Here is a 21,900-nt window from a genome sequence, read left to right as displayed (position 1 = left end):
GCATCCCGGCGCGGTACGGCTTTGAAATCGAATGAGACCGCTTCGAATCCGTCCAATTGGCACAGTTCGTGCTTGATGGAGGCGCAAGCGGGGGGTCACAACCCGTTTTTTTGGCAGTGGAGGCCACTTTTTACATGAAAAAGATCGAAGCGATCATCAAGCCATTCAAGCTGGACGAAGTGAAGGAAGCGCTTCAGGAGGCCGGACTGCAAGGCATCACCGTCACCGAAGCAAAAGGCTTCGGTCGTCAGAAGGGCCATACCGAACTCTACCGCGGCGCTGAATATGTCGTCGATTTCCTGCCCAAGGTGAAGATCGAGGTCGTGCTCGGCGACGATGCGGTCGAAGGTGCTATCGAGGCGATCCGCAAGGCGGCCCAGACCGGCCGTATTGGCGACGGAAAGATCTTCGTCTCCAACATCGAGGAAGTCGTGCGGATTCGCACCGGCGAAACGGGCATGGACGCGGTCTGACCTGACCCGGCCATCCTCCCGAAAACGTCATCATCAAAAAAAGTCATCACACAGGGATACATGACATGACGACAGCCAAAGACATCATGAAGCAGATCAAGGACAACGACGTGAAATTCGTCGACCTGCGCTTCACAGACCCGAAGGGCAAGCTGCAGCACGTGACGATGGATGTCATCGAGGTCGAGGAAGACATGTTCGCCGATGGCGTGATGTTCGACGGCTCTTCGATTGCCGGCTGGAAGGCCATCAACGAGTCCGACATGGTGCTGATGCCCGATCCGGACACCGTCCACATGGACCCGTTCTTCGCCCAGTCGACCATGGTCATTCTGTGCGACATCCTCGATCCGGTTTCGGGCGAATCCTACAACCGCGATCCGCGCGGTACGGCCAAGAAGGCCGAGGCGTATATGAAGGCCGAAGGCATCGGCGACACCATCTTTGTTGGCCCGGAAGCCGAGTTCTTCGTCTTCGACGACGTGAAGTACAAGGCCGATCCCTACAACACCGGCTTCAAGCTCGACTCGACCGAACTGCCTTCGAACGACGACACCGATTATGAGACCGGCAATCTCGGCCACCGTCCGCGCGTCAAGGGCGGCTATTTCCCGGTACCGCCGATCGACAGCGCACAGGACATGCGCTCGGAAATGCTGACCGTGCTCGCCGAAATGGGCGTGCGCGTCGAAAAGCACCATCACGAGGTGGCGGCGGCCCAGCACGAACTTGGTATCAAGTTCGACGCGCTGGTGCGCAACGCCGACAAGATGCTGATCTACAAATACGTCGTGCACCAGGTCGCCAATGCCTACGGCAAGACGGCGACCTTCATGCCAAAGCCGATCTTCGGCGACAATGGCTCGGGCATGCACGTCCACATGTCGATCTGGAAGAACGGCAAGCCGACCTTCGCCGGCAATGAATATGCCGGCCTGTCGGAAAGCTGCCTGTTCTACATCGGCGGCATCATCAAGCACGCCAAGGCGATCAACGCTTTCACCAATCCGCTGACCAACTCCTACAAGCGTCTCGTGCCGGGTTACGAAGCGCCGGTGCTGCTCGCCTATTCGGCGCGCAACCGCTCGGCCTCCTGCCGCATCCCGTTCGGCTCGTCACCGAAGGCCAAGCGCGTCGAAATCCGCTTCCCCGATCCGGGCGCGAACCCCTATCTCGGCTTCGCGGCGCTGCTGATGGCTGGTCTCGACGGCATCAAGAACAAGATCCATCCCGGCCAGCCGATGGACAAGGATCTCTACGACCTGCCGCCGAAGGAGCTGAAGAAGATCCCGACCGTCTGCGGCTCGCTGCGTGAAGCGCTGCAAAGCCTCGACAAGGACCGCGGCTTCCTGAAAGCCGGCGGCGTCTTCGACGACGACCAGATCGACAGCTACATCGAGCTGAAGATGGCGGAAGTGATGCGCTTCGAAATGACCCCGCATCCGGTCGAATACGACATGTACTACTCCGTCTGAGATTCAATCTCAGACTAAGATTCGGTATAATATTCAAGCCCTTGAAAGATTTCCCTCTTTTAAGGGCTTTTTGCTGCGCTCCGAGAGGCCGCACCTGCTGATCGACCCCCGCGCGCGCGCCGGCTGGACATGAATCTGCGGTGAGTTTTCGATGATCGCGCTTATGCCTGGCTTCATGAGCGTGCGGTCCATGGCACGCACGTGACGTCAATCCGGTGACTCAGTCCCGGGCTCAGCAACGTCCGATGGATGGAAAGCCGATCACTGTTCGATCGCGAACATGAAGCCTGGAGCGAGCGGCGCACTGTCTCAGGCTACAGTGACCGCTCGTCCGGCGCCCCCGCCAATGCCGCCGTTCAAGAAAACCCCGCCCGTCCGAACAGCATTGCGTGACGTAACCCCAAGGCCTGCGAATACGCATGCTGCACGGCGACCTGTCAACGCCGCCAATCGGGCTGTGGATAGCCGATTTCGCTGCATGAACAGATGCTTATGGACGGGACGCGGCCACAAATAAGGGCTGGAAAACGCGGTTTTTCGGGCTTTTCTGACAAGCGATCGCGGGAAACGCACACGGCCACGGCCGGGAATCCAGTGGGATTCCGACCGCCTGAATTGCCTGACTTTTTCTGGGTATGTTTTGCCCGGGAGGCGATCTGCCGGGTAAGGGCAAAAAAGAACCCCGGCATAGGCCGGGGTTCCTGCAAGAGCAGACCGTCGGAGGGACGTGGTTCTACCCTGCAAGCTCGTCGGGACCGTGCAGGTTCCAGTCCGTTCGCCTGGCCAGGACCAGCACGTAGTAGACCGCCGCCACGACCATGATCAGGCCCGTCGCGATCAGGCTCGGACGGCCGAAGGCGACGTCCAGGTAGTTCTGGTAAGCGACGTAGATCAGCGCCACGAAAGCGAGGATGGCCGGCACCGGGAAGAGCGGCATGCGATAGTGCCCGCCATCGGTGGTGCCGCTGCGGCGACCGACAAACGCTGCCACGCACAGCAAGGCATAGATGACCACCAGCGAGGTGCCGCTGACGACCAGCAGCAGGTTGATGTCGATGAAGCAGGCGACGGCCGCCAGCACCGCCACGACGATGGTGGCGATCCATGGTGAGGCATAGCTGCCATGCACCGAGGCCACCGCGGCGTTGATCGGGCCGAACCAGGTCTTGTCGCGGCCGGAGCTGAACAGCAGCCGGGCCGCCTGCAGGATGATGGCGATGACCGCGTTGAAGATGGCAACGGCGATGGCGAGGCTGATCAGCACCGTCAACGCATGGCCGCCGCGCGCCTCGAGGAAATACTCGATCTTCTGCGGCGCGGCGAGCAAGGCAACCAGATCCGGCGCGCCGAGCAGCACCGCTGTCAGCGGGATCAGTTCGGCCGCGACGGTGATGACCAGCGCCCAGACCACGACCTTGCCGATATTGCGTTTGGCGTCATGCGTCTCCTCGCCGAAATAGGCGGCGGCGCCGTAGCCATTGTAGGCAAACAGCGCGACCGCGGTTGCCGCCAGCACGATACCGGCCGACGCCGGTACCAGCGTGTTGGTGGTGGCATCGAGCAGCTGCGGTGCGGTGAACAGACTGGAGAGCGGCCGTTCGACATGAGCGAAGCCGAGGCCGGTCAGGATCAGCAGCGCCAGCATTTCGATGCCGAGGAAGATGCCGGTGACGAAGGCGTTGAGCTTGATGCGCATTGCCGCAACCATGCCGGCCAGCGCGATCGTCACGACGCCCACCCATTGCGGACTGAGGTTGGGAATGAGGACACCGAGATAGGTGCCGACGCCGAGCGCGATGACGGCGACGATCAGCACGATCGAGACGAACACCAGCACCAGGGTGACGAAGCCCCAGAAGCGGCCGAGCGTGCGGCCGATCATGGTGTATTCGCCGCCGGCCATCGGATAGGCCGACGACAGTTCGGCATAGACGAACGCCATGAACAGCCCGATGACGGCGGCAATGACGAAACTGAGAAATGAGCCGGTGCCGGCCAGCGCGATGACGCCCGGCACGATGATGAACACCGATGATGCCGGCGTCACCGCCGACAGCACGATCATGAGCGTGCCCAGCGCGTTGAGCGCCCTGTCCAGCCCTTTGGCGGCCGGCGCGGCCTTGGCCGCTACTCCCGTAGTTGCTTCGTTTGTAGACATTGTCCTCCCATTTTTTTAATCAGATAAAAATTATCCTCAGCAGCGGAACCTATCGACACGATCGGAAATCGTCAACGAATATGGTGTATGCGTGCTTGCAAACTTTCACACACCGGTTTTAAACTGAATTGAATTCAGGAAACAAAAATGGGTAGACCAAAAACGCAGACCGACCGCCGCCTGAAATTGGTCGCGGCAGCGGAATCGATGATCGCCAAGCGCGGGCTGGCCGGCGTCACGCTGCGAGACGTCGCCAACGAGGCAGGGATGAGCTCGAGCGCCCTGCTCTATTACTATCCCGGATTGAAGGACCTGCTGGACGATGTGCAGTGCAAGGCGGTCGAGCGATTCTGCACGCTGCGCGCCGCATCGGTCGCCGCGATCGCCGATCCGCGCGCGCGGCTGAAGGCGATGATCGAGAGCGGGCTGCCGGTCGACAAGGATGACCAGCTCTGCCGGCTGCTGCTCGAACTCGGCGCCTATTCGCGGTCGGACGCAAGTTATGCCGCCCGCCACATAACGCTGTTCGAGCGACAGGTGGCAATCTATGTCGGCATCCTCGAAGCCGGCGCCGCGACTGGTATCTTCAAGCTGCAAAGCGGCAGCGACACCATCGCGCGCAGCCTGGTGGTGCTTGAGGACGGGCTGGGTCTCCACCTCACCAATATCGTGCCGGCGGTCGATCATCAGGCGGCCCTGACAATCCTCACCCACTATGCCGAGCTTGCGACGGGCTGCCACCTCGGTTGAACCCGGCACCACCACAGGGATGCATCACCACAATGAACCAACGAGCCGTTCTCAACATGACGCCCGCCGGCAAGCAGCGTGCTCGGGCGCTTGGCATTCCCCTGCAAGGCAAACCCGGACACGCCAACGCCATCACCGATGTCGATGGCGTCCTCGTCGGCTATTCGACTGTTATCAAGGGCGAAGGCAAGCTCAACCTCGGCTACGGACCGGTGCGCACCGGCGTGACGGCGATCCTGCCGTTCGGCCACGACGGCGTCGGTCTGGCCTGCGCCGCCGGCTACCATTCCTTCAACGGCAATGGCGAGATGACCGGCGCATCCTGGATCGAGGAGGCTGGCAGCCTGAGCCTGCCGATCCTGATCACCAACACCCATGCCGTCGGCACCTGCCATCGCGGTGTCATCGACTGGGTCGCGCGCAACAAGCCTGCCTTGGCGAACCAATGGCTGCTGCCGGTGGTGGCGGAGACCTGGGACGGCTACCTCAACGACATCAACGGCTCGCATGTCACCGTCGACCACGCCATGGCAGCGATCGACAGCGCTGCCTCCGGCAATATCGAGGAAGGCTCGGTCGGCGGCGGCACAGGCATGAACTGCTACGCCTTCAAGGGCGGCTCAGGCACCGCCTCGCGCGTGATCGGCTACGGCCACCGCGATTACACGGTCGGCGTGTTCCTGCAGGCCAATTTCGGCTCGCGCCACGAACTCAACATCGCCGGCGTACCGATTGGGCAGGAACTGGCGGCCGACAATCCGATGGAAGCCTATTTCAGCGGCCAGCCGACAGGCGCCGGCTCCTGCATCGGCATCGTCGCCACCGACGCGCCGTTGCTGCCCGGCCAATGCAAGGCGCTGGCGCGGCGGGTGCCGCTAGGCCTGGCGCGGACCGGCACCACCGGCTCGCATTTCTCCGGCGACATCTTTCTCGCCTTCTCGACCGCCAACCCGGACGCGCTCAACGGCCGCTTCCCGCAGGGTCCGGCGAATGAGCAGAGCTACGGCCATATGAACTTCATACCGTGGGGGCGGATGGACGCTTTCTACGCCGCTGTCGTGCATGCGACCGAGGAGGCCGTGCTCAACGCCCTGGTCGCCAACCAGGAGATGATCGGCCGCGACGGCAACCGTACGCCCGCCCTGCCGCATGACAGGGTTGTGGCTGCGCTGAAAGCGCGTGGTGCAATCCCCGGCTAAAGTTGCGCCACATCACCAGCCCACAAGCAAAAGGCCCCGGCGCACAAACGCCGGGGCCTTTTTTTGTCGTTCACGCCGAAACGCTTACGCGGCGGCCGAAACCTGGGCGCTCGCCGGCACCGAAGCGATCGTCTTCAGTATCTGCGAGGCGATCTGGTAGGGATCGCCCTGCGAGTTCGGGCGGCGGTCTTCCAGATAGCCCTTGTAGTCGCTCTTGATGAAGGAATGCGGCACGCGGATCGAGGCGCCACGGTCGGCAATGCCATAGGAGAACCTGTTCCACGGCGCGGTCTCGTGCTTGCCGGTCAAACGCTTGTCGTTGTCCGGGCCGTAGACGGCGATATGGTCCATCAGGTTCTTGTCGAAGGCCGCCATCAGCGCTTCGAAATAGGCCTTGCCGCCGACTTCCCGCATATAGGCGGTCGAGAAGTTGGCGTGCATGCCCGAACCGTTCCAGTCGGTGTCACCGAGCGGCTTGCAGTGATACTCGATGTCGATGCCGTATTTCTCGGTCAGGCGCTGCATCAAATAGCGGGCCATCCACATCTGGTCGGCGGCCTTCTTGGAGCCCTTGCCGAAAATCTGGAATTCCCACTGGCCCTTGGCCACTTCGGCGTTGATGCCTTCGTGGTTGATGCCGGCGGCGAGACAGAGGTCGAGATGCTCCTCGACAATCTGGCGCGCGACGGAGCCGACATTGGAATAGCCGACGCCAGTGTAGTACGGGCCCTGGGGTGCGGGATAGCCGCTCTCGGGGAAGCCGAGCGGGCGGCCGTCCTTGTAGAAGAAATATTCCTGCTCGAAGCCGAACCAGGCGCCCTCGTCATCGAGGATGGTGGCGCGCTTGTTGGAGGCATGCGGCGTGACACCATCGGGCATCATGACTTCGCACATCACCAGCACGCCGTTGGTGCGGGCGGGATCGGGATAGACGGCGACCGGCTTCAGCACGCAATCGGAGCTGTGGCCCTCGGCCTGCTGGGTCGAGGAACCATCGAAGCCCCACAGCGGCAGCTGCTCGAGTGTGGGAAATTCGGCGAATTCCTTGATCTGCGTCTTGCCGCGAAGGTTGGGGACCGGGGTGTATCCATCGAGCCAAATGTACTCGAGCTTGTATTTCGTCATTCTAGCCTCTCGTTGCTTGATCACCGAACCTGGATGACGCCGGCGCGCCGAGCCATCCAGCAGCCCAGCTGCCAAGTCGATAAAATGCAATTCGTGTGCCATTTCCGCTGCGCGGGGTGCGTCAAAAATGCCCCCTCATCCCGGCGATGCAGCCAAGCCGCCTAAGTAATGCGCCAAGATCGACCAAAGGCAGAATTTGCTTAAATAACAGGCAAATGCTGATCTTTCTTTAGGCATCTTGCCTAACCGTATTGCAGGACCTACTTTGGTGGAAAGGTGAATCGACAAGGTTCGGCAGAAGAAAGGATCCCGACAATGGAAATCATTTCCACGCGACCGTCGGCCAAAATTCTGATGTTCCCGGCGGCAGCGCGCGTCACTGCCTCAAATTTGAGCGGAAAGGCTAAGTTTGCAGCAGAGCTTGCCTCGCTGCGCGGTGTACGGACGGATTTCGGCGACGGCTGGTACCACGATGCGGCCATCGAGGAAGAGGCCCAGGGCCACAAGAGCTGACAACAAGGGCGACCGGCCCTCGTCAACGAATTGGCCTGAAAAGATAAAGCCCGGCGCGATTGCTCGCGCCGGGCTTTTTCTTTTATGCTGGAGCTGTCAGCTACTGCTTGTCGTGCAGGTTGGTTCCCAGCGTATCCCTGACGAAGATCATGCCGATGATCAGCGACATCGCCGCGATCACCACCGGATACCAGAGACCGTAGTAGATATCGCCCTTGGAGGCGCTGAGCGCGAACACGATCGCCGGCAGCAGGCCGCCGAACCAGCCATTGCCGATGTGATAGGGCAGCGACATGCCGGTATAGCGGATGCGGGTCGGGAACATCTCGACCAGGATCGCCGCGATCGGCCCGTAGACCATGGTCACGTAGAGGACCAGGATGAACAGGATGCCGATGACCTTTGCCCAGTTGACCGCCGCCGGGTCGGCAAACATCGCGAACGCACCGGCCGCCGGAACACTGTAGACGGTCACGTCCGTGGCGCCGGCAGCGTCATCGGCCGTCAGCAGCTTGTCCTTGACCGCCTGGGCGAGCGGGACAGTGGCCTTTTCACCGGCGCGAATGGCTGCCGCGTCGAGCTTCAGTTCGGGATTGGCCGCGACAAAGGCGTCGAGCTTTTGGTCAGCAACCTTGGCGGCGGCACGCTTCAGCGGATAACCGCCATCCTGAAGCGCCAGGTTGATCGCCTTCTTGAAAGCCGCATCGCTTGGAGCTGCCTTATCAGCGGCCGCCACGGCGTCGTAAGACATCACGGTCTCGGCGCCAATCTTGACGCTGGCCGCTGTTCCCGCTGCCGCTGTCGTGAGGATGTCATAGGGCACCGAGCTCTTGGCCAGGAAGTCCGTCGCAATATCGCATGAGGTGAGAGGCTTGCGTGTTCCGGTCGGATTGAACTGGAACTTGCAGTCCCCCGGTGCAGCGGTCACCGTCGCACGCGTGTTCTGCTGCGCGGTGGCGAGCGCCGGGTTGGCGGCCCAGGTCAGCGCCTTGAACAGCGGGAAGGTGGTGACGATCGCCAGCGCGAGACCGGCCATGATGATCGGCTTGCGGCCGATCTTGTCGGATAGCCAGCCGAACACGACGAAGAAGACCGCGCCGAGCGCCAGCGCAATCGCGATCATGATGTTGACCGACTGTGGGTCGACCTTGAGCACATTCGCCAGGAAGAACAGCGCGTAGAACTGGCCATTGTACCAGACCACGGCCTGGCCGGCGGTGAGGCCGAACAGCGCGAGCAACGCGATCTTGGCATTCTTCCATTGGCCGAAGGCTTCCGTCAGCGGCGCCTTGGAGCCCTTGCCCTCGTCCTTCATGCGCTGGAAGGTCGGCGATTCGGCAAGCGAAAGGCGGATCCAGACCGATATGCCGAGCAGGATGGCCGAGAGCAGGAATGGAATACGCCAGCCCCAGGCCGCGAAATCTTCCTTGCTCAGCGAATTCTGCACGATCAGGATTACGATCAGCGACAAGAACAGGCCGAGAGTGGCCGTCGTCTGAATCCACGACGTATAGAAGCCGCGACGATCGTCGGGAGCATGCTCGGCGACATAGGTCGCCGCACCGCCATATTCACCACCGAGCGCCAGGCCCTGCAGCATGCGCAGCCCAACCAGGATGATGGGCGCCGCGATGCCCCAGCTCGCCGAACCTGGAAGCAGGCCGACCAGGAAGGTCGACAGGCCCATGATCATAATGGTGACGAGAAATGTGTATTTGCGGCCGACGAGATCACCGATGCGGCCGAACACCAGCGCGCCGAACGGGCGCACCAGGAATCCGGCGGCGAAAACCAGCAGCGTGAAAATGTTGCGCGTCGACTCCGGATAGGAGGCGAAGAATGTGGCGCCGATCGCCGCCGCCAGTGCGCCGTAGAGATAGAAATCATACCATTCGAAAACGGTGCCGAGCGAGGAAGCGAAGATGACTTTCTTCTCTTCCCGCGTCATGCCGCGGCTTGCTTCGCCGGCGGTTGATGCCATTGCCATTGAGTTGTCCTCCCGTGAGACCCTTGTCCTCGATGCTGCGCGACATTTGTCCGTGTTCTCCTCCGAACGCGGACTCAAGCACAGCCATCACGGAAAAAATGACAGAAAGCAGCCGCCAAAGGCAGCGCGTCTTTGGGATTATGACTTTGGTATTAGGTGCGCTGCGGGATGAAGCGGAGCGAGCGGCGAAACCCGTTAGCCCTTGAGCGCTTCGAGCAGGCCGATAGCGGCCATCATGTCGCGCTTGCGAGCCGAGCGGCGCGCGACCGCTTCGGCGTCCTGCCCCCAATGCTCGATCTGCCAGTCCTCGTCGACATGACCGGCGGCCCAGGCCGCCTCGGCGTCGAGGTCGCCGAAATCGACAGCCAGTGCCAGCAGCGCCGAACCGGTCAGCGACGTCATCACATGGATGGCGGCCAGCCGCAGCGGCTCAGTTCGCTGGGCAAGATGGCTGCCCAGCACGGCGATGCTTTCGCGTGGCTGCTCGACATGGATGATCCCCTCGGCGAGATTGAAGCGAACCCCGAGCGTCGCCCTCGCCCAGTCGATCACCGGGTCCCAATGCTGGTTCTGCCGCTCCACCAGCCCCTGCGGCGCGTCGGCGCGGTAGCAGAGCAGATCGGACGAGGCAAAGCGCAGAATGTCTTCCAGCACCGCCTGCGGGTCGCTGGCGACGCCATCGATTGCGGTGTTCACAAGGCGCATCACCGGCATGGTCACCGGATCGATGGTCTCGCCTTGCGCGGCGAACTCGTCGGCGACGAGTGCCGCCGCCGCCTCGGTCGGCAGCGCCAGCAGCGCCTTGCCCGGCGTGCGCACCGGCTTGCCGTCGAGATGCACGGCAAAGCCATTGTCCACCGGCGCGACAGAGACGGTCTTGTAGAAGCGCTTCGGCAGATGTGTCTTCATCTGGATCTGGGCGCGGCGCACCGGGTCCGGGTCGGAAAGATATTTGCCCGCTTCGAGATCGTTGAGGATATCACGCATAAAAGTCTCTCTCACACCGGCGTCAGCTTGCGCACCGGCCGGTTGACGATGATCAGGCCGGCGGCAATCAGGGCAAGTGCCAGGGAAATGCGCATGGTCAGCGGCTCATTCAAGAACATAGCGCCGCACAGAACGCCGAAAACCGGTGACAGGAAGGTGAAACTGGACAGGCCGGACGCCGGGCAGCGCCGCAACAGCCAGAACCACAGCACATAGGTGAAGGCGACGATGTAGACGGCCTGGAAAAGCAGAGCCAAAGTCGGCAGCACGGTCGGATCGCGAACGGGCGGACCAGCGAGGGGCAGCACCAATATGCCTACGATTGCAGCCCCGGCGAGCTGGTAAAGCAAGAGCTTCTCGGCGCTCGCCTCGACCAGCTTCGACCGCTTGATCAGGATGTTGGTCAAAGCCCAGAAGAGTCCGGAGCCGAGGCTCAGCAGATCGCCGAACAGCATGTCTCCGCTACCGCCAAGCTTGTCGGAAAAAACCGCGGCAAGGCCGGCAAAGGCCAGCAGCAGACCGAGGAATTTTCTCAACGTGATCTGCTCGCCGAGCAGGAAATGGCCGCCGAGCAGCATCCAGAATGGCATTGTGTTGACCAGCAGCGTGTTGCGGGCAACGGTGGTGTGCTCCAGGCCGACGTAGAGGCACAGGAACTCGATGCCGAAAAGCACGCCAACCGCGATGCCGGCGAGCAATGTTCCATCACGGGTGAAAAGCGCTATGCCGCGCCAACGGCACCAAACAAAGACGCAAAGACCGCCGATGATCGAGCGCGCGATCGACAGGAAGACCGGGTCGTAGCCGGCATAGGAGATCTTGGCGGCGACGTAATTCAGCCCCCAGGAAAAGGTCAGGCCGACCATGATGGCGGCGGCGGCCATGTCGACCGTGTCGCGCCGGTCGAGCGCGTCGGTGGCGCCGCTCACAATCAGTCCTCCGCGCTGGCGTCGTCGAAGCCGATCAGGTTCCAGCTCTGGCGCATATGCGGCGGCATTGGCGCGGTGACATCGATGACGCCTTTGTCGGGATGCGGAATGATGATGCGGCGCGCGTGCAGATGCAGGCGGTTTTGAATACCGCCGGGAAAATCCCAGTTGGTGTCGGCCTCGAAATATTTCGGATCGCCGAGGATCGGGCAGCCGATGTAGGCGGCATGGACGCGAAGCTGGTGGGTGCGGCCGGTATAGGGCTCCATTTCCAGCCAGGTCATCGTCTGCGCCGCCTGCTCGATGATGCGGTAGTAAGTTACCGCGTGGTCGGCGCCCTTTTCGCCATGCGCGGCGACACGCACGCGGTCACCGTCCGGCGTCGGCTCCTTGATCAGCCAGGTCGAGATCTTGTCCTCGCGCTTGGGCGGCACGCCCTTGACCAGCGCCCAATAGGTCTTCTTGGTCTCGCGGGCGCGAAACGCTTCCGACAGCTTCATGGCGGCAAGCCGGGTGCGGGCAACAACCAGCACGCCCGAAGTGTCGCGGTCGAGCCGGTGGACCAGCCTGGGCTTCTCGCCCTTCTGGCTGCGCCAGGCTTCCAGCATGTCGTCGACATTGCGGGTGACGCCCGAGCCGCCTTGCACGGCAAGACCCGCCGGCTTGTTGAAGACGAAAACCTTGGGGTCTTCATGGATCAGCATTTTCGCCAGGACGTCGGCATCGCCCTGGTTGCGGATCGAGTGACCGGTCAATGCGCTCTCGCCCTTCTTGTCGACCTCGAGCGGCGGAACGCGGACCATCTGGCCGGGCTCGACGCGGGTATCGGCCTTGACGCGACCGCCATCGACGCGGATCTGGCCGGAGCGCAGCAGCTTTTGCAGGTGGCCAAAACCAAGGCCCGGGAAGTGGGTCTTGAACCAGCGATCGAGCCGCATGCCCGCCTCGCCGGCCTCCACCGTGATCTGTTCAACGCCTGCCATATTCTTTTCGCTTATCCGTTTCCCGAGCAGGGCTCGGCCTGCTCTCGGCGCGGCAATAGCATTATGAAACGGTTCTTGCGAGCCAAAGTCCCAGAAACAGGGCGATAATGGCGCCAATGACGCTGGCAAGGGCATATCCAAACGCCGGCAGCGTGGCTCCCCGCTCCCAAAGCGTCGCGAAATCAAGCGAGAAGGCGGAAAAGGTGGTGAAGCCGCCGAAGATGCCTGTGGCAACGAACAGCCTGAGCTCGTTCGATCCGCCGCGGCGCGCCAGGGTGGCGATGAACAGGCCCATGGCGAACGAGCCAACGATGTTGATGGCCATCGTGCCCCAGGGATAGTTGGGGCCGACAAGGCGCAGCGCGCCAATGTTGGTGAGGTGGCGGATGCCGGCGCCGATGCCACCGCCAACCACAACGAGAAGAAGATTGAACATCTTCGTCTACTGCCCCTACACAGGCGGCCTGGTCAATCCCCAATGCGTGTGAGGCCCCGAGGCGTACGGAGCCGCCAGGCTCGGACAGTCGAAACCGTCAGCAACCGCCTCGCCCTTGCCAGACCTGATCGTCACCACGCAGGCGTTGCCCAGCCCGGATATTTCTTCCTGAACTCGCTGTACAAGGCATCGATTTCCGTTTTGCTGACCGGGCGCACCTGTTCGTAGAGGTAGCCCTTGACGCCGCCGGACAACTGGTATGCCGCAATGCGCTTATACGCGGCGCCGATGCCATTCCCTTCGATGATGGCTTGGTCTGGTATCGTGACACAGAGCTGCGCACCGGGCTGCAAATGGGTAACAGGAGGGTCGGTTACGACGACATATCTGGACTGCAATGCTTTCGGTCCGAATTGATCACGACTATCCACCTGGCAAGTCCATTCGATGTGAGCGTACAGGTCTTCGTTCATGCCAAACAAAAGCCAGTCGTTCATGACCGAACCTGAGGCAAATACGGAAACACGGTCCTCAGGCCCCATCTTGTCGAGGAGCTCATCGACGAGGCGTCTGTATTCGGAGACATTGTCAAGATGAAGAGGAAGCGTGTCCTCCCTGGCAAAAACGTAGCTGACCGGCGACAGCAACTGACGGCCGATCGGAAAAAATGTGCCCAAAAAAGCAAGTCCAGCGACAACGGCTATGGCGATGGTTGACCATCGCGATCTCAGCGCCGGTATCGAAACGATGGCGACGATTGCCTGGGCGTAGGCAGGAAAGAGCCAAAGAAATATCGGCATTGAATGATGGCGGTCCGGATCCTGAGTCCGGGTGAAGAGGAAAAAGGTGAGCGCCGATGCAACGGCACAGAACAAGGAAAATCTGTTGCGTCGTATGACAGAGATGTAGAGGCCCAGTATGATCAACAGCCAGTTTATATAACTGAGCCGGGATATCATCTGATCAATTTGGGAGGCGAAATTCGTCCTGTATCCGCTGTAAAGGTCACCGTAGCTGGTTCCTAGAATCTTGATGATCAAGGGTAGCTGGAAGATCCATGCTGCTCCGGCAATAACAAGAATCGCGCACACGCCCCCTAGCGCAGGTTTCCACAGTGCCGAAAAGTTCCGCTCTTCCGCGACCTGCAGCACACAAAAGAATGCTGCAGAAATCCCAATTCCTATGGCGGCGAACGCATACCAGCGGCGGAGCGTGAACGCCAACCACAGATAGGCACCGACGCGTATTCCACTGATCACCGGTCCATGGATCAGGAATCTCGATTTCCAAAGAAAATAGGTCGCCGCAGAAAGCACCAGACAACCGGCAACATCTGGCATCCCGCGCAACGTCGCTGCCCAGAACGGAGTGTAGAGAAAAGCCGCAATCCATACGACGAGCCAGATTCGAGGTGGAGAAGTCGTGGAGACAGCCTCCAGGTAACTCATTCTGCCTATGAAAAGAGCGGTCGGAACAAGGTAAATCGTGACTATTGCGGCGACGAATGAAAGCCTTGAACCGCCGAAGAGTATGTAAAACGGCATCAGAGGGGCAAAAATAGCCGCACTATAATCATCTGTCTCGATAGAGGCCCTCAATTGCGGCAGCCATTTGAGGGGACTCTTCAGCAGGAACGCCCCCTGCTCGTTAAACGCATTGAAATAAGAAACGAAGTCCCAATAATAGACGGGTTGTTCGAGATTTATATATAAGGCGGCGAAAACAACACCCAGAAACACGGTGCATATGTAAGTCTTTACCCAGAATCCGATTGTGTCGTTCTTCGTCACGTGAGGCCACCAGGAACGGAAGAGGCACAAGCTGCCAAGGCTAACCGGAATAGGGCCGATGCAGCCAAAAGCGATACAGCAAAATGGGAATCACTTAAGATTCGTATTATGAACTAACGTAAGCTTGAATGGGATGGATACCTAAACGAACGAACACAGAAGCGTCGAAAACGCCTTGAAGAACTCCGCAAAGACAATCGGCTTTGCTGCATCAACGCTTGGCGATGCCTTAAGGCGTGCATAAGCAATCCGCCACATTCAAGCACCCGAATGCCGCCGGCGAAGCCGGCAGCGTTGATGATCCCGGGCTCAGGTCGTCTCGGGCTTCTTCGGCTTGGTCGAACCGATCATCTTCCAATTCTTGTAGAACATGGAATTGATGCGCTCGACGCTCACCGAGACGATGGCGAGCATGGCCGCGATCAGCCCGGGAACCGGGGACGGCCTGATAATGTCCATGAAAACGCAGTAGCGGCGCCCGTCATACTCGTTGACCGAGCGATGCAGCAGCGTGTCATCGAAGATGAACAGCGGATTGTCGTACCAGTAGTTCTTGACGTTGCCGCACTCGACGAAAATCTCCGATTTCACCGGGATCAGATTGTAGAGAATGCGCAGGCTGAGCCGCAGCGGGCCGAAGTGCCAGGACGTCGATTCGCGCTTGCTGAAGACGGAAACGGCGATGGTCTTGATGTATTTGAAATCCTTGTTGAACTCGGCGACGTTGTCTATTCTGTGCTTGCCGTACCACTGATAGACATACATGCCGCGCCGGCCAACGCCGAAATTGGCGTCGATATCGGCGATGATCTCGTCCTTGCGCGCCTTGAAGATGTCCAGGACCTCATTGACCTCGCGCTGATAGTCGGCGGGAAACTGCTCCAGCTTCCACACGCCCGGATTTCGGTAGCACAAGAGGTCGACCAACAGGTTGAAGGGCGAAAGCAGCCAGGTGAACAGGCCGTTGCCGAGGAAGTAGCCTGAGAACAGCGACAGATCCTTGCGATCGTTGCGCAGCACATCGATCAGGCCACAGATGATGAAGATCGTCGTCAGGATCGGGATGAAATAGAAGCCAAGGGCGAGAAGCGGGATGGCAATGGCGAATTTGCGAAGGGTTTTTGTCATTTTTCCACGCGCCAAGCGCGATCCTGTTGCGAATGAGATGCCAAAATCACGACAACGACCACCGCCCGGCCGTGCGCCTTGATAAGGTTTTTTGGGTCACCACACAACGGCCCTGCTATTGCGGCCGGCTGGCTGCCTGATGAAGCCTGCCGGTATCAGGTCAATGAACCGCCGGCAGGCCAAGCTCGTCCCATTTTTCCCTGGGAACCAGATCGCCAACCAGGAATTCGAAGCCGACGACGCTTTCGCCATCGCCAGCCAGTTGGCATCTGAACTTCAGACCATACCAGTTTCTGCGACTGCGGAAAGCCGCACCACTCGCGGCGATCGTGGTTCCAGTGATTTTTTCCTCCGCCGTTGCGTAGGGCACGACCCGCTCCGGCTGATAATCCGTGCGCCATCGGCGAATCTGGTCCATCGCCTCGAGATTGCACAATTGCACCATGCGCTCGTCGGACGCGAAGGTGGCGAGATCGGCGCGCGCCTGCCGGCTGCGCGGATCGGCCAGCGTCTTGGCCGACAGCATTTCGGTCGGCCGGATCATGGCCGGCGCGGTGGGCGGTTGGGATACGGGTGGGGTCGCGGCCGGCAGTGACACCGCTGCCGGTATCTTAGGCGCCGCCGGCGTCGGTGGTGGTCTGGTCGAGGCCTCGAACTGTTGCGGCGTCAGGAGGTCGACCGACACCCGCTCCTCCTCCAGCCGTTTCGGCGGCTTCGGCAGCGGCATCAAGGCCAGCATCGCGGCGAGCAGCGCGTGGAGACCGACCGCGGCGGAAATGCCCCAAGGCGAAGCCTCGTTTCGAAGCGTGACGACGACCGGGCCACGCAAGCCTGCTATTCCCGGTCTTTGCGCAGCTTCGCCCAATAATCGAGCCGCTTCCTGATGTCGCGTTCGAAACCGCGCTCGGGTGGATCATAAAAGGTCTGGCGGCCCATCTTCTCCGGAAAATAATCCTGCCCCGAAAAGGCATCCGGCTCGTCATGGTCGTAACGATAGCCGGCGCCGTAATCCTCCTCTTTCATCAGCTTGGTCGGCGCATTGAGGATGTGCTTGGGCGGCAGCAGCGAGCCGTGTTCCTTCGCGGCCCGCGTGGCCGCCTTGAAGGCGTTGTAGACGGCGTTGGATTTGGGCGCGGTGGCGAGATAGACGGTGGCCTCGGCAAAGGCGAGTTCGCCCTCGGGCGAGCCAAGATAGTCGTAGGCATCCTTGGCGGCGTTGGCGACGACCAGCGCCTGCGGGTCGGCAAGGCCGATGTCCTCCATCGCCATGCGCACCAGCCGGCGGCCGAGATAGAGCGGATCCTCGCCTGCGTCGAACATACGCGCGAGATAGTAGAGTGCGGCGTCGGGGTCCGAACCACGCACCGATTTGTGCAGCGCCGAGATCAGGTTGTAGTGGCCGTCCTGGCCCTTGTCGTAGATCGGCGCGCGGCGCTGGACGATGCGCTGCAGTCCCTCGGGATCGAAGACCTCGCCGGGTTTTGCTGCCCGCCAGACTTCCTCCGCGAGGGTAAGAGACGCGCGGCCGTCGCCATCGCTCATGCGGATGAGCATGGTCCGCGCCTCGTCGTCGAGCGGCAGCGCCCTGCCCTCGGTTTCCTCCGCCCGCGCCATCAGCTTGGCGATGCTCTCCTCGCCGAGCGAGTGGAAGACCAGAACGCGTGCGCGCGACAGCAGAGCGGCATTCAGTTCGAAGGACGGGTTTTCGGTGGTGGCGCCAACCAGCACGACGGTTCCGTCCTCCATGACAGGGAGGAAACTGTCCTGCTGGGCGCGGTTGAAGCGATGGATCTCGTCGACGAACAGCAAGGTCTGGCGGCCATTGGCCCGGCGCAGCTTGGCTGACTCGAACACCTTCTTCAGATCGGCGACACCGGAAAACACAGCCGATATCTGCTCGAAGGCCAGGCTGGTTTCGCCGGCAAGCAACCGTGCCACCGTCGTCTTGCCTGTGCCCGGCGGACCCCAGAAGATCATCGAGCCTAGCAAACCCGAGCCGATCAGCCGGGTCAGCGCACCGTCGGGGCCGGTCAGATGCTCCTGGCCGACGACCTCGCCAAGATTCTTCGGCCGTAGCCTGTCGGCCAGCGGCCGCCCGGGCGGCGTCTTTTCCGGTTCATCGGCACTGAACAGATCGGCCATGCACTTCTTTTTGGTTGGAGCATGAGCCCGTTTGCACGGGCTCTGCCCTAATAACGCAACACCTGACGCAGTATCTGCCCGCCACGCTCGACGGTAAAGCGCCACCAGCGCGTATCCGTCTTGGCCGCCAGCTCCAGGGTTGCCGCGGTATCGATGGCGGTGCCGTTCACCTCGCGCACGATGTCGCCCGGCTGGAAGCCGAAATCGGCGGCCGGGGAATCGCGGTTGATGTCGACCACGGTGACGCCCTTGATATCGGTGCGCAGGCCAAGCCGCTGGGCGAGCCGGGGCGACAGCTCCGCCACCTTGGCACCTGAGAACGGGCTGCGGCCGTGCAGCGTCAGTTCGGCAGCCCTCATGCCTTCCGGAGCGCGCTCCAGCGCGATGTCCATCGCCGCCTGCTGGCCCTTGGTCAGAACCGCGAAATTGGCATTGGTGCCGATCGACAGCGTCGCCATCCGGTAATCCAGCGCTTCGATGCTATCGACCGTCTTGCCGTTAAGCTGCAGCACGACGTCGCCGGGCTTAAGCCCTGCCTTGGCGGCCGGCCCGGTCGCCTCGACCGACGAGACCAGCGCACCGGTCGGCTTCTCCATGCCGAGCGATTCGGCAATCTGCGGCGTCACCGCTTCGAACTCGGCACCGATATAGGGCCGCTCGAAGAAGTCGAGCCCGGCCTTGGCCGCGTCGGCAAAGGCGCGAACCATGTTCGAGGGAATGGCGAAGCCAATGCCGATCGAACCGCCGCTGCGGCTGTAGATGGCCGTGTTGATGCCGACCAGCTGGCCGCCCATGTTGATCAACGCGCCGCCGGAATTGCCGGGATTGATGGCAGCGTCGGTCTGGATGAAGAAGCTGGAGTCCGACACGCCAATATGGCTGCGGGCAAGTGCCGAAACGATGCCGCTGGTGGTGGTCTGGCCGACGCCGAAGGGATTGCCGATCGCCAGCAGCAGATCGCCCACTTCGAGCGCGTCGGAATCGCCGATGGCGATCACCGGAAACGGCTTGTCCGAGGTGATCTTGAGCACGGCGAGGTCGAACGTCTCGTCCTTGAGCAGCACCTTGCTGTCGAATTCGCGCCCATCCGCAGTCGCCACCTTGACCTGATCGGCATCCTTGATGACGTGGTAATTGGTGACCACGACGCCGGTCGGATCGACCAGCACACCAGAGCCCAGAGACGACTGCGCGCGCGGCTGCGAGCGGCCGAAGAATTCCTCGAAGAACGGATCGCCGTCGAAAGGCGACGTCACCTTGGCGGTCTGCGAGGCATAGACGTTGACCACGGCCGGCGCCGTCTGCTTGACCAGCGGCGCAAACGACAGCTGCACCTCCTCGCGGCCGAACGGCACGCGCTTGTCGGGACCGGATGTGGCGTTCTCGCCCTCGACGCCATGCAGCAGGTCGGTCAACACATCGGACAGGCCGGGGTCGGTCTTGGCCTCCTCGGCCAATGCCTGCCTGACCACCGGTGCGGCCGCGAACGCCAGCATGGCGAAGAGCAGAACAAGGGACAGTCGGGTGGCGCGCATTCACGAATCCTCCAAGGCGAGTTCGGGGGCATTGTCCCGACGATTGTGCAAAATGAAAGGCTAAGCCGCTGAAATCCGATTATTTTGGCCAAGGACGGTTGCTTCCGGCCCGAAATCGGCTGTGGCCGCTGGTTTCAACTTCCGGAAAACAAAAAAGGGGCCCGCAGGCCCCTTTGGATTCACTCGGGAAAGATCGAGCCTTATGCGGCTTCGGCGTCCGCGTCGGTGCCTTCGGCTTCGATGCGGGCGCGGTCGCCGGCGCCCTTGGCCGAGGTGTCGCGATCGACGAACTCGATGACAGCCATGGCGGCGTTGTCACCGTGACGGAAGCCCGCCTTCATGATGCGCAGATAGCCGCCATTGCGGGTGGCATAGCGCGGGGCGATGGTGTCGAACAGACGCTTGACGACGCCTTCATTGCCGATCTGCGCGATCACCTGGCGGCGGGCGTGCAGGTCGCCGCGCTTGCCGAGCGTCACCAGCTTCTCGACGATCGGACGCAGATCCTTCGCCTTCGGCAGGGTGGTGACGATCTGCTCGTGCTCGAGCAGCGACACGGCCAGGTTGGCGAACATCGACTTGCGGTGGCTTATGCTGCGGGCGAACCGGCGGCCTTTAAATCCATGGCGCATGGCTCTTCTCCTTCATTGCGGGTTCGAGAGGCCTCAGCCTCAATGGGTTAGCCGCATGATCTTGTCCGAAAAGTCGTGCAACTTTTCGGGATCATGCTCAATATTGATCTTCGTAACGCTTGGCGAGGTCTTCGATGTTTTCCGGCGGCCAGTCCGGCACTTCCATGCCGAGGTGCAGGCCCATCGCCGCCAGGACTTCCTTGATCTCGTTCAGCGACTTGCGGCCGAAGTTCGGGGTGCGCAGCATCTCGGCTTCGGTCTTCTGGATCAGGTCGCCGATATAGACGATGTTGTCGTTCTTCAGGCAGTTGGCCGAACGCACCGAAAGCTCGAGTTCGTCGACCTTCTTGAGCAGCGCCGGGTTGAAGGCGAGCTCGGTGACGGCCTCGGTGGCGACTTCCTTCTGCGGCTCGTCGAAGTTGACGAACAGGCCGAGCTGGTCCTGCAGGATGCGGGCGGCGAAAGCCACCGCGTCCTCGCCGGTGATGGAACCGTCGGTGTCGATCGTCATGGTCAGCTTGTCATAATCGAGAACCTGGCCCTCGCGGGTGTTCTCGACCTTGTACGAAACCTTCTTGACCGGCGAATAAAGGCTGTCGACCGGGATGAGGCCAATCGGCGCGTCTTCGGCGCGGTTGCGGTCGGCCGGCACGTAACCCTTGCCGGTGTCGACGGTGAATTCCATGCGGATTTCCGCACCCTCGTCCAGCGTGCAGATGACGTGGTCGGGGTTGAGGATCTCGACGTCGCCAACCGTCTGAATGTCGCCGGCGAGAACCGCACCCGGTCCCTGCTTGCGAACGACCATGCGCTTGGGGCCATCGCCTTCCATGCGGATGGCGATTTCCTTGATATTCAAGACGATGTCGGTCACGTCCTCGCGCACGCCGGCGATGGACGAGAATTCATGCAGAACGCCGTCGATCTGCACGGCGGTAACAGCCGCACCGCGCAGCGAAGACAGAAGCACGCGGCGCAGCGCGTTGCCCAGCGTCAGGCCAAAGCCACGCTCGAGCGGCTCGGCGACCAGCGTGGTCAGCGTCTTCTTCTTCGACGAGAACTCGATCTTGTTCGGCTTGATCAGTTCTTGCCAATTTTTCTGGATCATGATGCTTTCCTTCCGTTGACCCGCCACCATCCAATCGTGGCGGGCGACCTGGAATGCCGTGGAGGAGCGCCCAAAGGGCGCTCGCGCGACGTTCGGTAAATTGCTTAGACGCGACGCTTCTTGCGCGGGCGGCAGCCATTGTGCGGGATCGGCGTCACATCACGGATCGAGGTGATGGTGAAGCCGGCCGCCTGCAGGGCGCGCAGTGCCGATTCACGACCGGAGCCAGGTCCGCAGACCTCGACTTCGAGCATGCGCATGCCGTGTTCCTGGGCCTTCTTGGCAACGTCCTCGGCAGCCATCTGGGCAGCGAACGGGGTCGACTTGCGCGAACCCTTGAAGCCCTGGGCACCGGCCGACGACCAGGCAATCGAATTGCCCTGTGCGTCGGTGATGGTGATCATCGTGTTGTTGAAGGTCGAATTGACGTGGGCAACGCCCGACGAGATGTTCTTGCGTTCGCGACGGCGAACACGAGCGGCTTCCTTGGCCATGATAGTCCTTTCAGTTGATCTCTACACCGCCGTAATGCCAGCGGCTCCACCTTTGA

At 61.4% G+C, this 21,900-nt stretch carries 20 protein-coding genes; 5 read left to right on the top strand and 15 right to left on the bottom strand.

Annotated elements, in window-relative coordinates:
* Positions 1-134 precede the first annotated feature (134 nt).
* Together ACFOJ9_RS14960 and glnA are read left to right on the top strand one after the other, a co-directional pair.
* Positions 135-473 (top strand): P-II family nitrogen regulator, encoded by a 339-nt coding sequence (locus ACFOJ9_RS14960; RefSeq protein WP_006205430.1) that lies wholly within the window; start codon positions 135-137, stop codon positions 471-473.
* A 65-nt stretch (positions 474-538) separates the two neighbouring features.
* The gene (gene glnA / locus ACFOJ9_RS14955; RefSeq protein WP_378979529.1) at positions 539-1,948 is read left to right on the top strand and encodes a type I glutamate--ammonia ligase; all 1,410 of its coding nucleotides are present in this window, start codon (positions 539-541) and stop codon (positions 1,946-1,948) included.
* Between the two features lie 733 nt (positions 1,949-2,681).
* On the opposite strand, the gene ACFOJ9_RS14950 is transcribed toward glnA, so the two are convergent.
* Positions 2,682-4,106, bottom strand: a complete 1,425-nt coding sequence (locus ACFOJ9_RS14950; protein WP_378979528.1) for an APC family permease — start codon at positions 4,104-4,106, stop codon at positions 2,682-2,684.
* Between the two features lie 147 nt (positions 4,107-4,253).
* Between ACFOJ9_RS14950 and ACFOJ9_RS14945 the strand changes: the two genes are divergently transcribed.
* Both ACFOJ9_RS14945 and ACFOJ9_RS14940 read left to right on the top strand, forming a co-directional pair.
* Positions 4,254-4,856 carry a TetR/AcrR family transcriptional regulator gene (locus ACFOJ9_RS14945; protein WP_378979527.1) on the top strand — a complete coding sequence of 201 codons (603 nt, stop codon included), beginning with the start codon at positions 4,254-4,256 and terminating at the stop codon, positions 4,854-4,856.
* 32 nt (positions 4,857-4,888) lie between these two features.
* A complete protein-coding gene (locus ACFOJ9_RS14940; RefSeq protein ID WP_378979526.1) occupies positions 4,889-6,055 on the top strand; it encodes a DmpA family aminopeptidase in 1,167 nt (388 codons plus the stop codon).
* An 84-nt stretch (positions 6,056-6,139) separates the two neighbouring features.
* On the opposite strand, the gene ACFOJ9_RS14935 is transcribed toward ACFOJ9_RS14940, so the two are convergent.
* Positions 6,140-7,180: a glutamine synthetase beta-grasp domain-containing protein gene (locus ACFOJ9_RS14935; RefSeq protein ID WP_056588638.1), complete on the bottom strand. Its 1,041-nt coding sequence runs from the start codon at positions 7,178-7,180 to the stop codon at positions 6,140-6,142.
* Between the two features lie 315 nt (positions 7,181-7,495).
* Between ACFOJ9_RS14935 and ACFOJ9_RS14930 the strand changes: the two genes are divergently transcribed.
* Positions 7,496-7,693, top strand: a complete 198-nt coding sequence (locus tag ACFOJ9_RS14930; RefSeq protein ID WP_378979525.1) for a DUF2735 domain-containing protein — start codon at positions 7,496-7,498, stop codon at positions 7,691-7,693.
* 100 nt (positions 7,694-7,793) lie between these two features.
* Here the strand turns inward: ACFOJ9_RS14930 and ACFOJ9_RS14925 are convergent, their stop codons facing one another.
* The 13 genes from ACFOJ9_RS14925 to rpsK all read right to left on the bottom strand — a co-directional run bounded on the left by ACFOJ9_RS14925 (position 7,794) and on the right by rpsK (position 21,844).
* Positions 7,794-9,680, bottom strand: a complete 1,887-nt coding sequence (locus ACFOJ9_RS14925) for an MFS transporter (protein ID WP_378979524.1) — start codon at positions 9,678-9,680, stop codon at positions 7,794-7,796.
* 195 nt (positions 9,681-9,875) lie between these two features.
* Positions 9,876-10,667 (bottom strand): ATP12 family chaperone protein, encoded by a 792-nt coding sequence (locus ACFOJ9_RS14920; RefSeq protein ID WP_378979523.1) that lies wholly within the window; start codon positions 10,665-10,667, stop codon positions 9,876-9,878.
* Between the two features lie 11 nt (positions 10,668-10,678).
* Complete coding sequence (locus ACFOJ9_RS14915) at positions 10,679-11,551, bottom strand: DMT family transporter (protein WP_378987781.1); 873 nt, start codon at positions 11,549-11,551, stop codon at positions 10,679-10,681.
* Positions 11,552-11,598: 47 nt separating this feature from the next.
* Positions 11,599-12,579 carry an RluA family pseudouridine synthase gene (locus ACFOJ9_RS14910; RefSeq protein WP_378979522.1) on the bottom strand — a complete coding sequence of 327 codons (981 nt, stop codon included), beginning with the start codon at positions 12,577-12,579 and terminating at the stop codon, positions 11,599-11,601.
* A gap of 61 nt (positions 12,580-12,640) precedes the next feature.
* On the bottom strand, positions 12,641-13,015 hold the full coding sequence (crcB, locus tag ACFOJ9_RS14905) for a fluoride efflux transporter CrcB (RefSeq protein WP_095091657.1): 375 nt from the start codon (positions 13,013-13,015) through the stop codon (positions 12,641-12,643).
* A gap of 131 nt (positions 13,016-13,146) precedes the next feature.
* Entirely contained in the window at positions 13,147-14,805 is a 1,659-nt protein-coding gene (locus ACFOJ9_RS14900; protein WP_378979521.1) for a hypothetical protein, read from the bottom strand.
* A gap of 309 nt (positions 14,806-15,114) precedes the next feature.
* The gene (locus ACFOJ9_RS14895) at positions 15,115-15,933 is read right to left on the bottom strand and encodes an aspartyl/asparaginyl beta-hydroxylase domain-containing protein (RefSeq protein ID WP_378979520.1); all 819 of its coding nucleotides are present in this window, start codon (positions 15,931-15,933) and stop codon (positions 15,115-15,117) included.
* 160 nt (positions 15,934-16,093) lie between these two features.
* Positions 16,094-16,762 (bottom strand): DUF930 domain-containing protein, encoded by a 669-nt coding sequence (locus tag ACFOJ9_RS14890; RefSeq protein WP_378979519.1) that lies wholly within the window; start codon positions 16,760-16,762, stop codon positions 16,094-16,096.
* Positions 16,763-16,767: 5 nt separating this feature from the next.
* Positions 16,768-18,075, bottom strand: coding sequence for a replication-associated recombination protein A (locus ACFOJ9_RS14885; RefSeq protein WP_378979518.1), 1,308 nt, complete (start codon positions 18,073-18,075; stop codon positions 16,768-16,770).
* 47 nt (positions 18,076-18,122) lie between these two features.
* Complete coding sequence (locus ACFOJ9_RS14880; protein ID WP_378979517.1) at positions 18,123-19,610, bottom strand: DegQ family serine endoprotease; 1,488 nt, start codon at positions 19,608-19,610, stop codon at positions 18,123-18,125.
* A gap of 200 nt (positions 19,611-19,810) precedes the next feature.
* Positions 19,811-20,242, bottom strand: coding sequence for a 50S ribosomal protein L17 (gene rplQ / locus ACFOJ9_RS14875; protein WP_378979516.1), 432 nt, complete (start codon positions 20,240-20,242; stop codon positions 19,811-19,813).
* A gap of 97 nt (positions 20,243-20,339) precedes the next feature.
* Positions 20,340-21,350 (bottom strand): DNA-directed RNA polymerase subunit alpha, encoded by a 1,011-nt coding sequence (locus tag ACFOJ9_RS14870; RefSeq protein ID WP_378979515.1) that lies wholly within the window; start codon positions 21,348-21,350, stop codon positions 20,340-20,342.
* A 104-nt stretch (positions 21,351-21,454) separates the two neighbouring features.
* Positions 21,455-21,844 (bottom strand): 30S ribosomal protein S11, encoded by a 390-nt coding sequence (rpsK, locus tag ACFOJ9_RS14865; RefSeq protein ID WP_006205444.1) that lies wholly within the window; start codon positions 21,842-21,844, stop codon positions 21,455-21,457.
* Positions 21,845-21,900 lie beyond the last annotated feature (56 nt).

The sequence above is a fragment of the Mesorhizobium cantuariense genome (assembly GCF_042647205.1).
Taxonomy (GTDB): domain Bacteria; phylum Pseudomonadota; class Alphaproteobacteria; order Rhizobiales; family Rhizobiaceae; genus Mesorhizobium; species Mesorhizobium cantuariense.
This window is presented reverse-complemented; position numbering and strand designations above follow the sequence as displayed.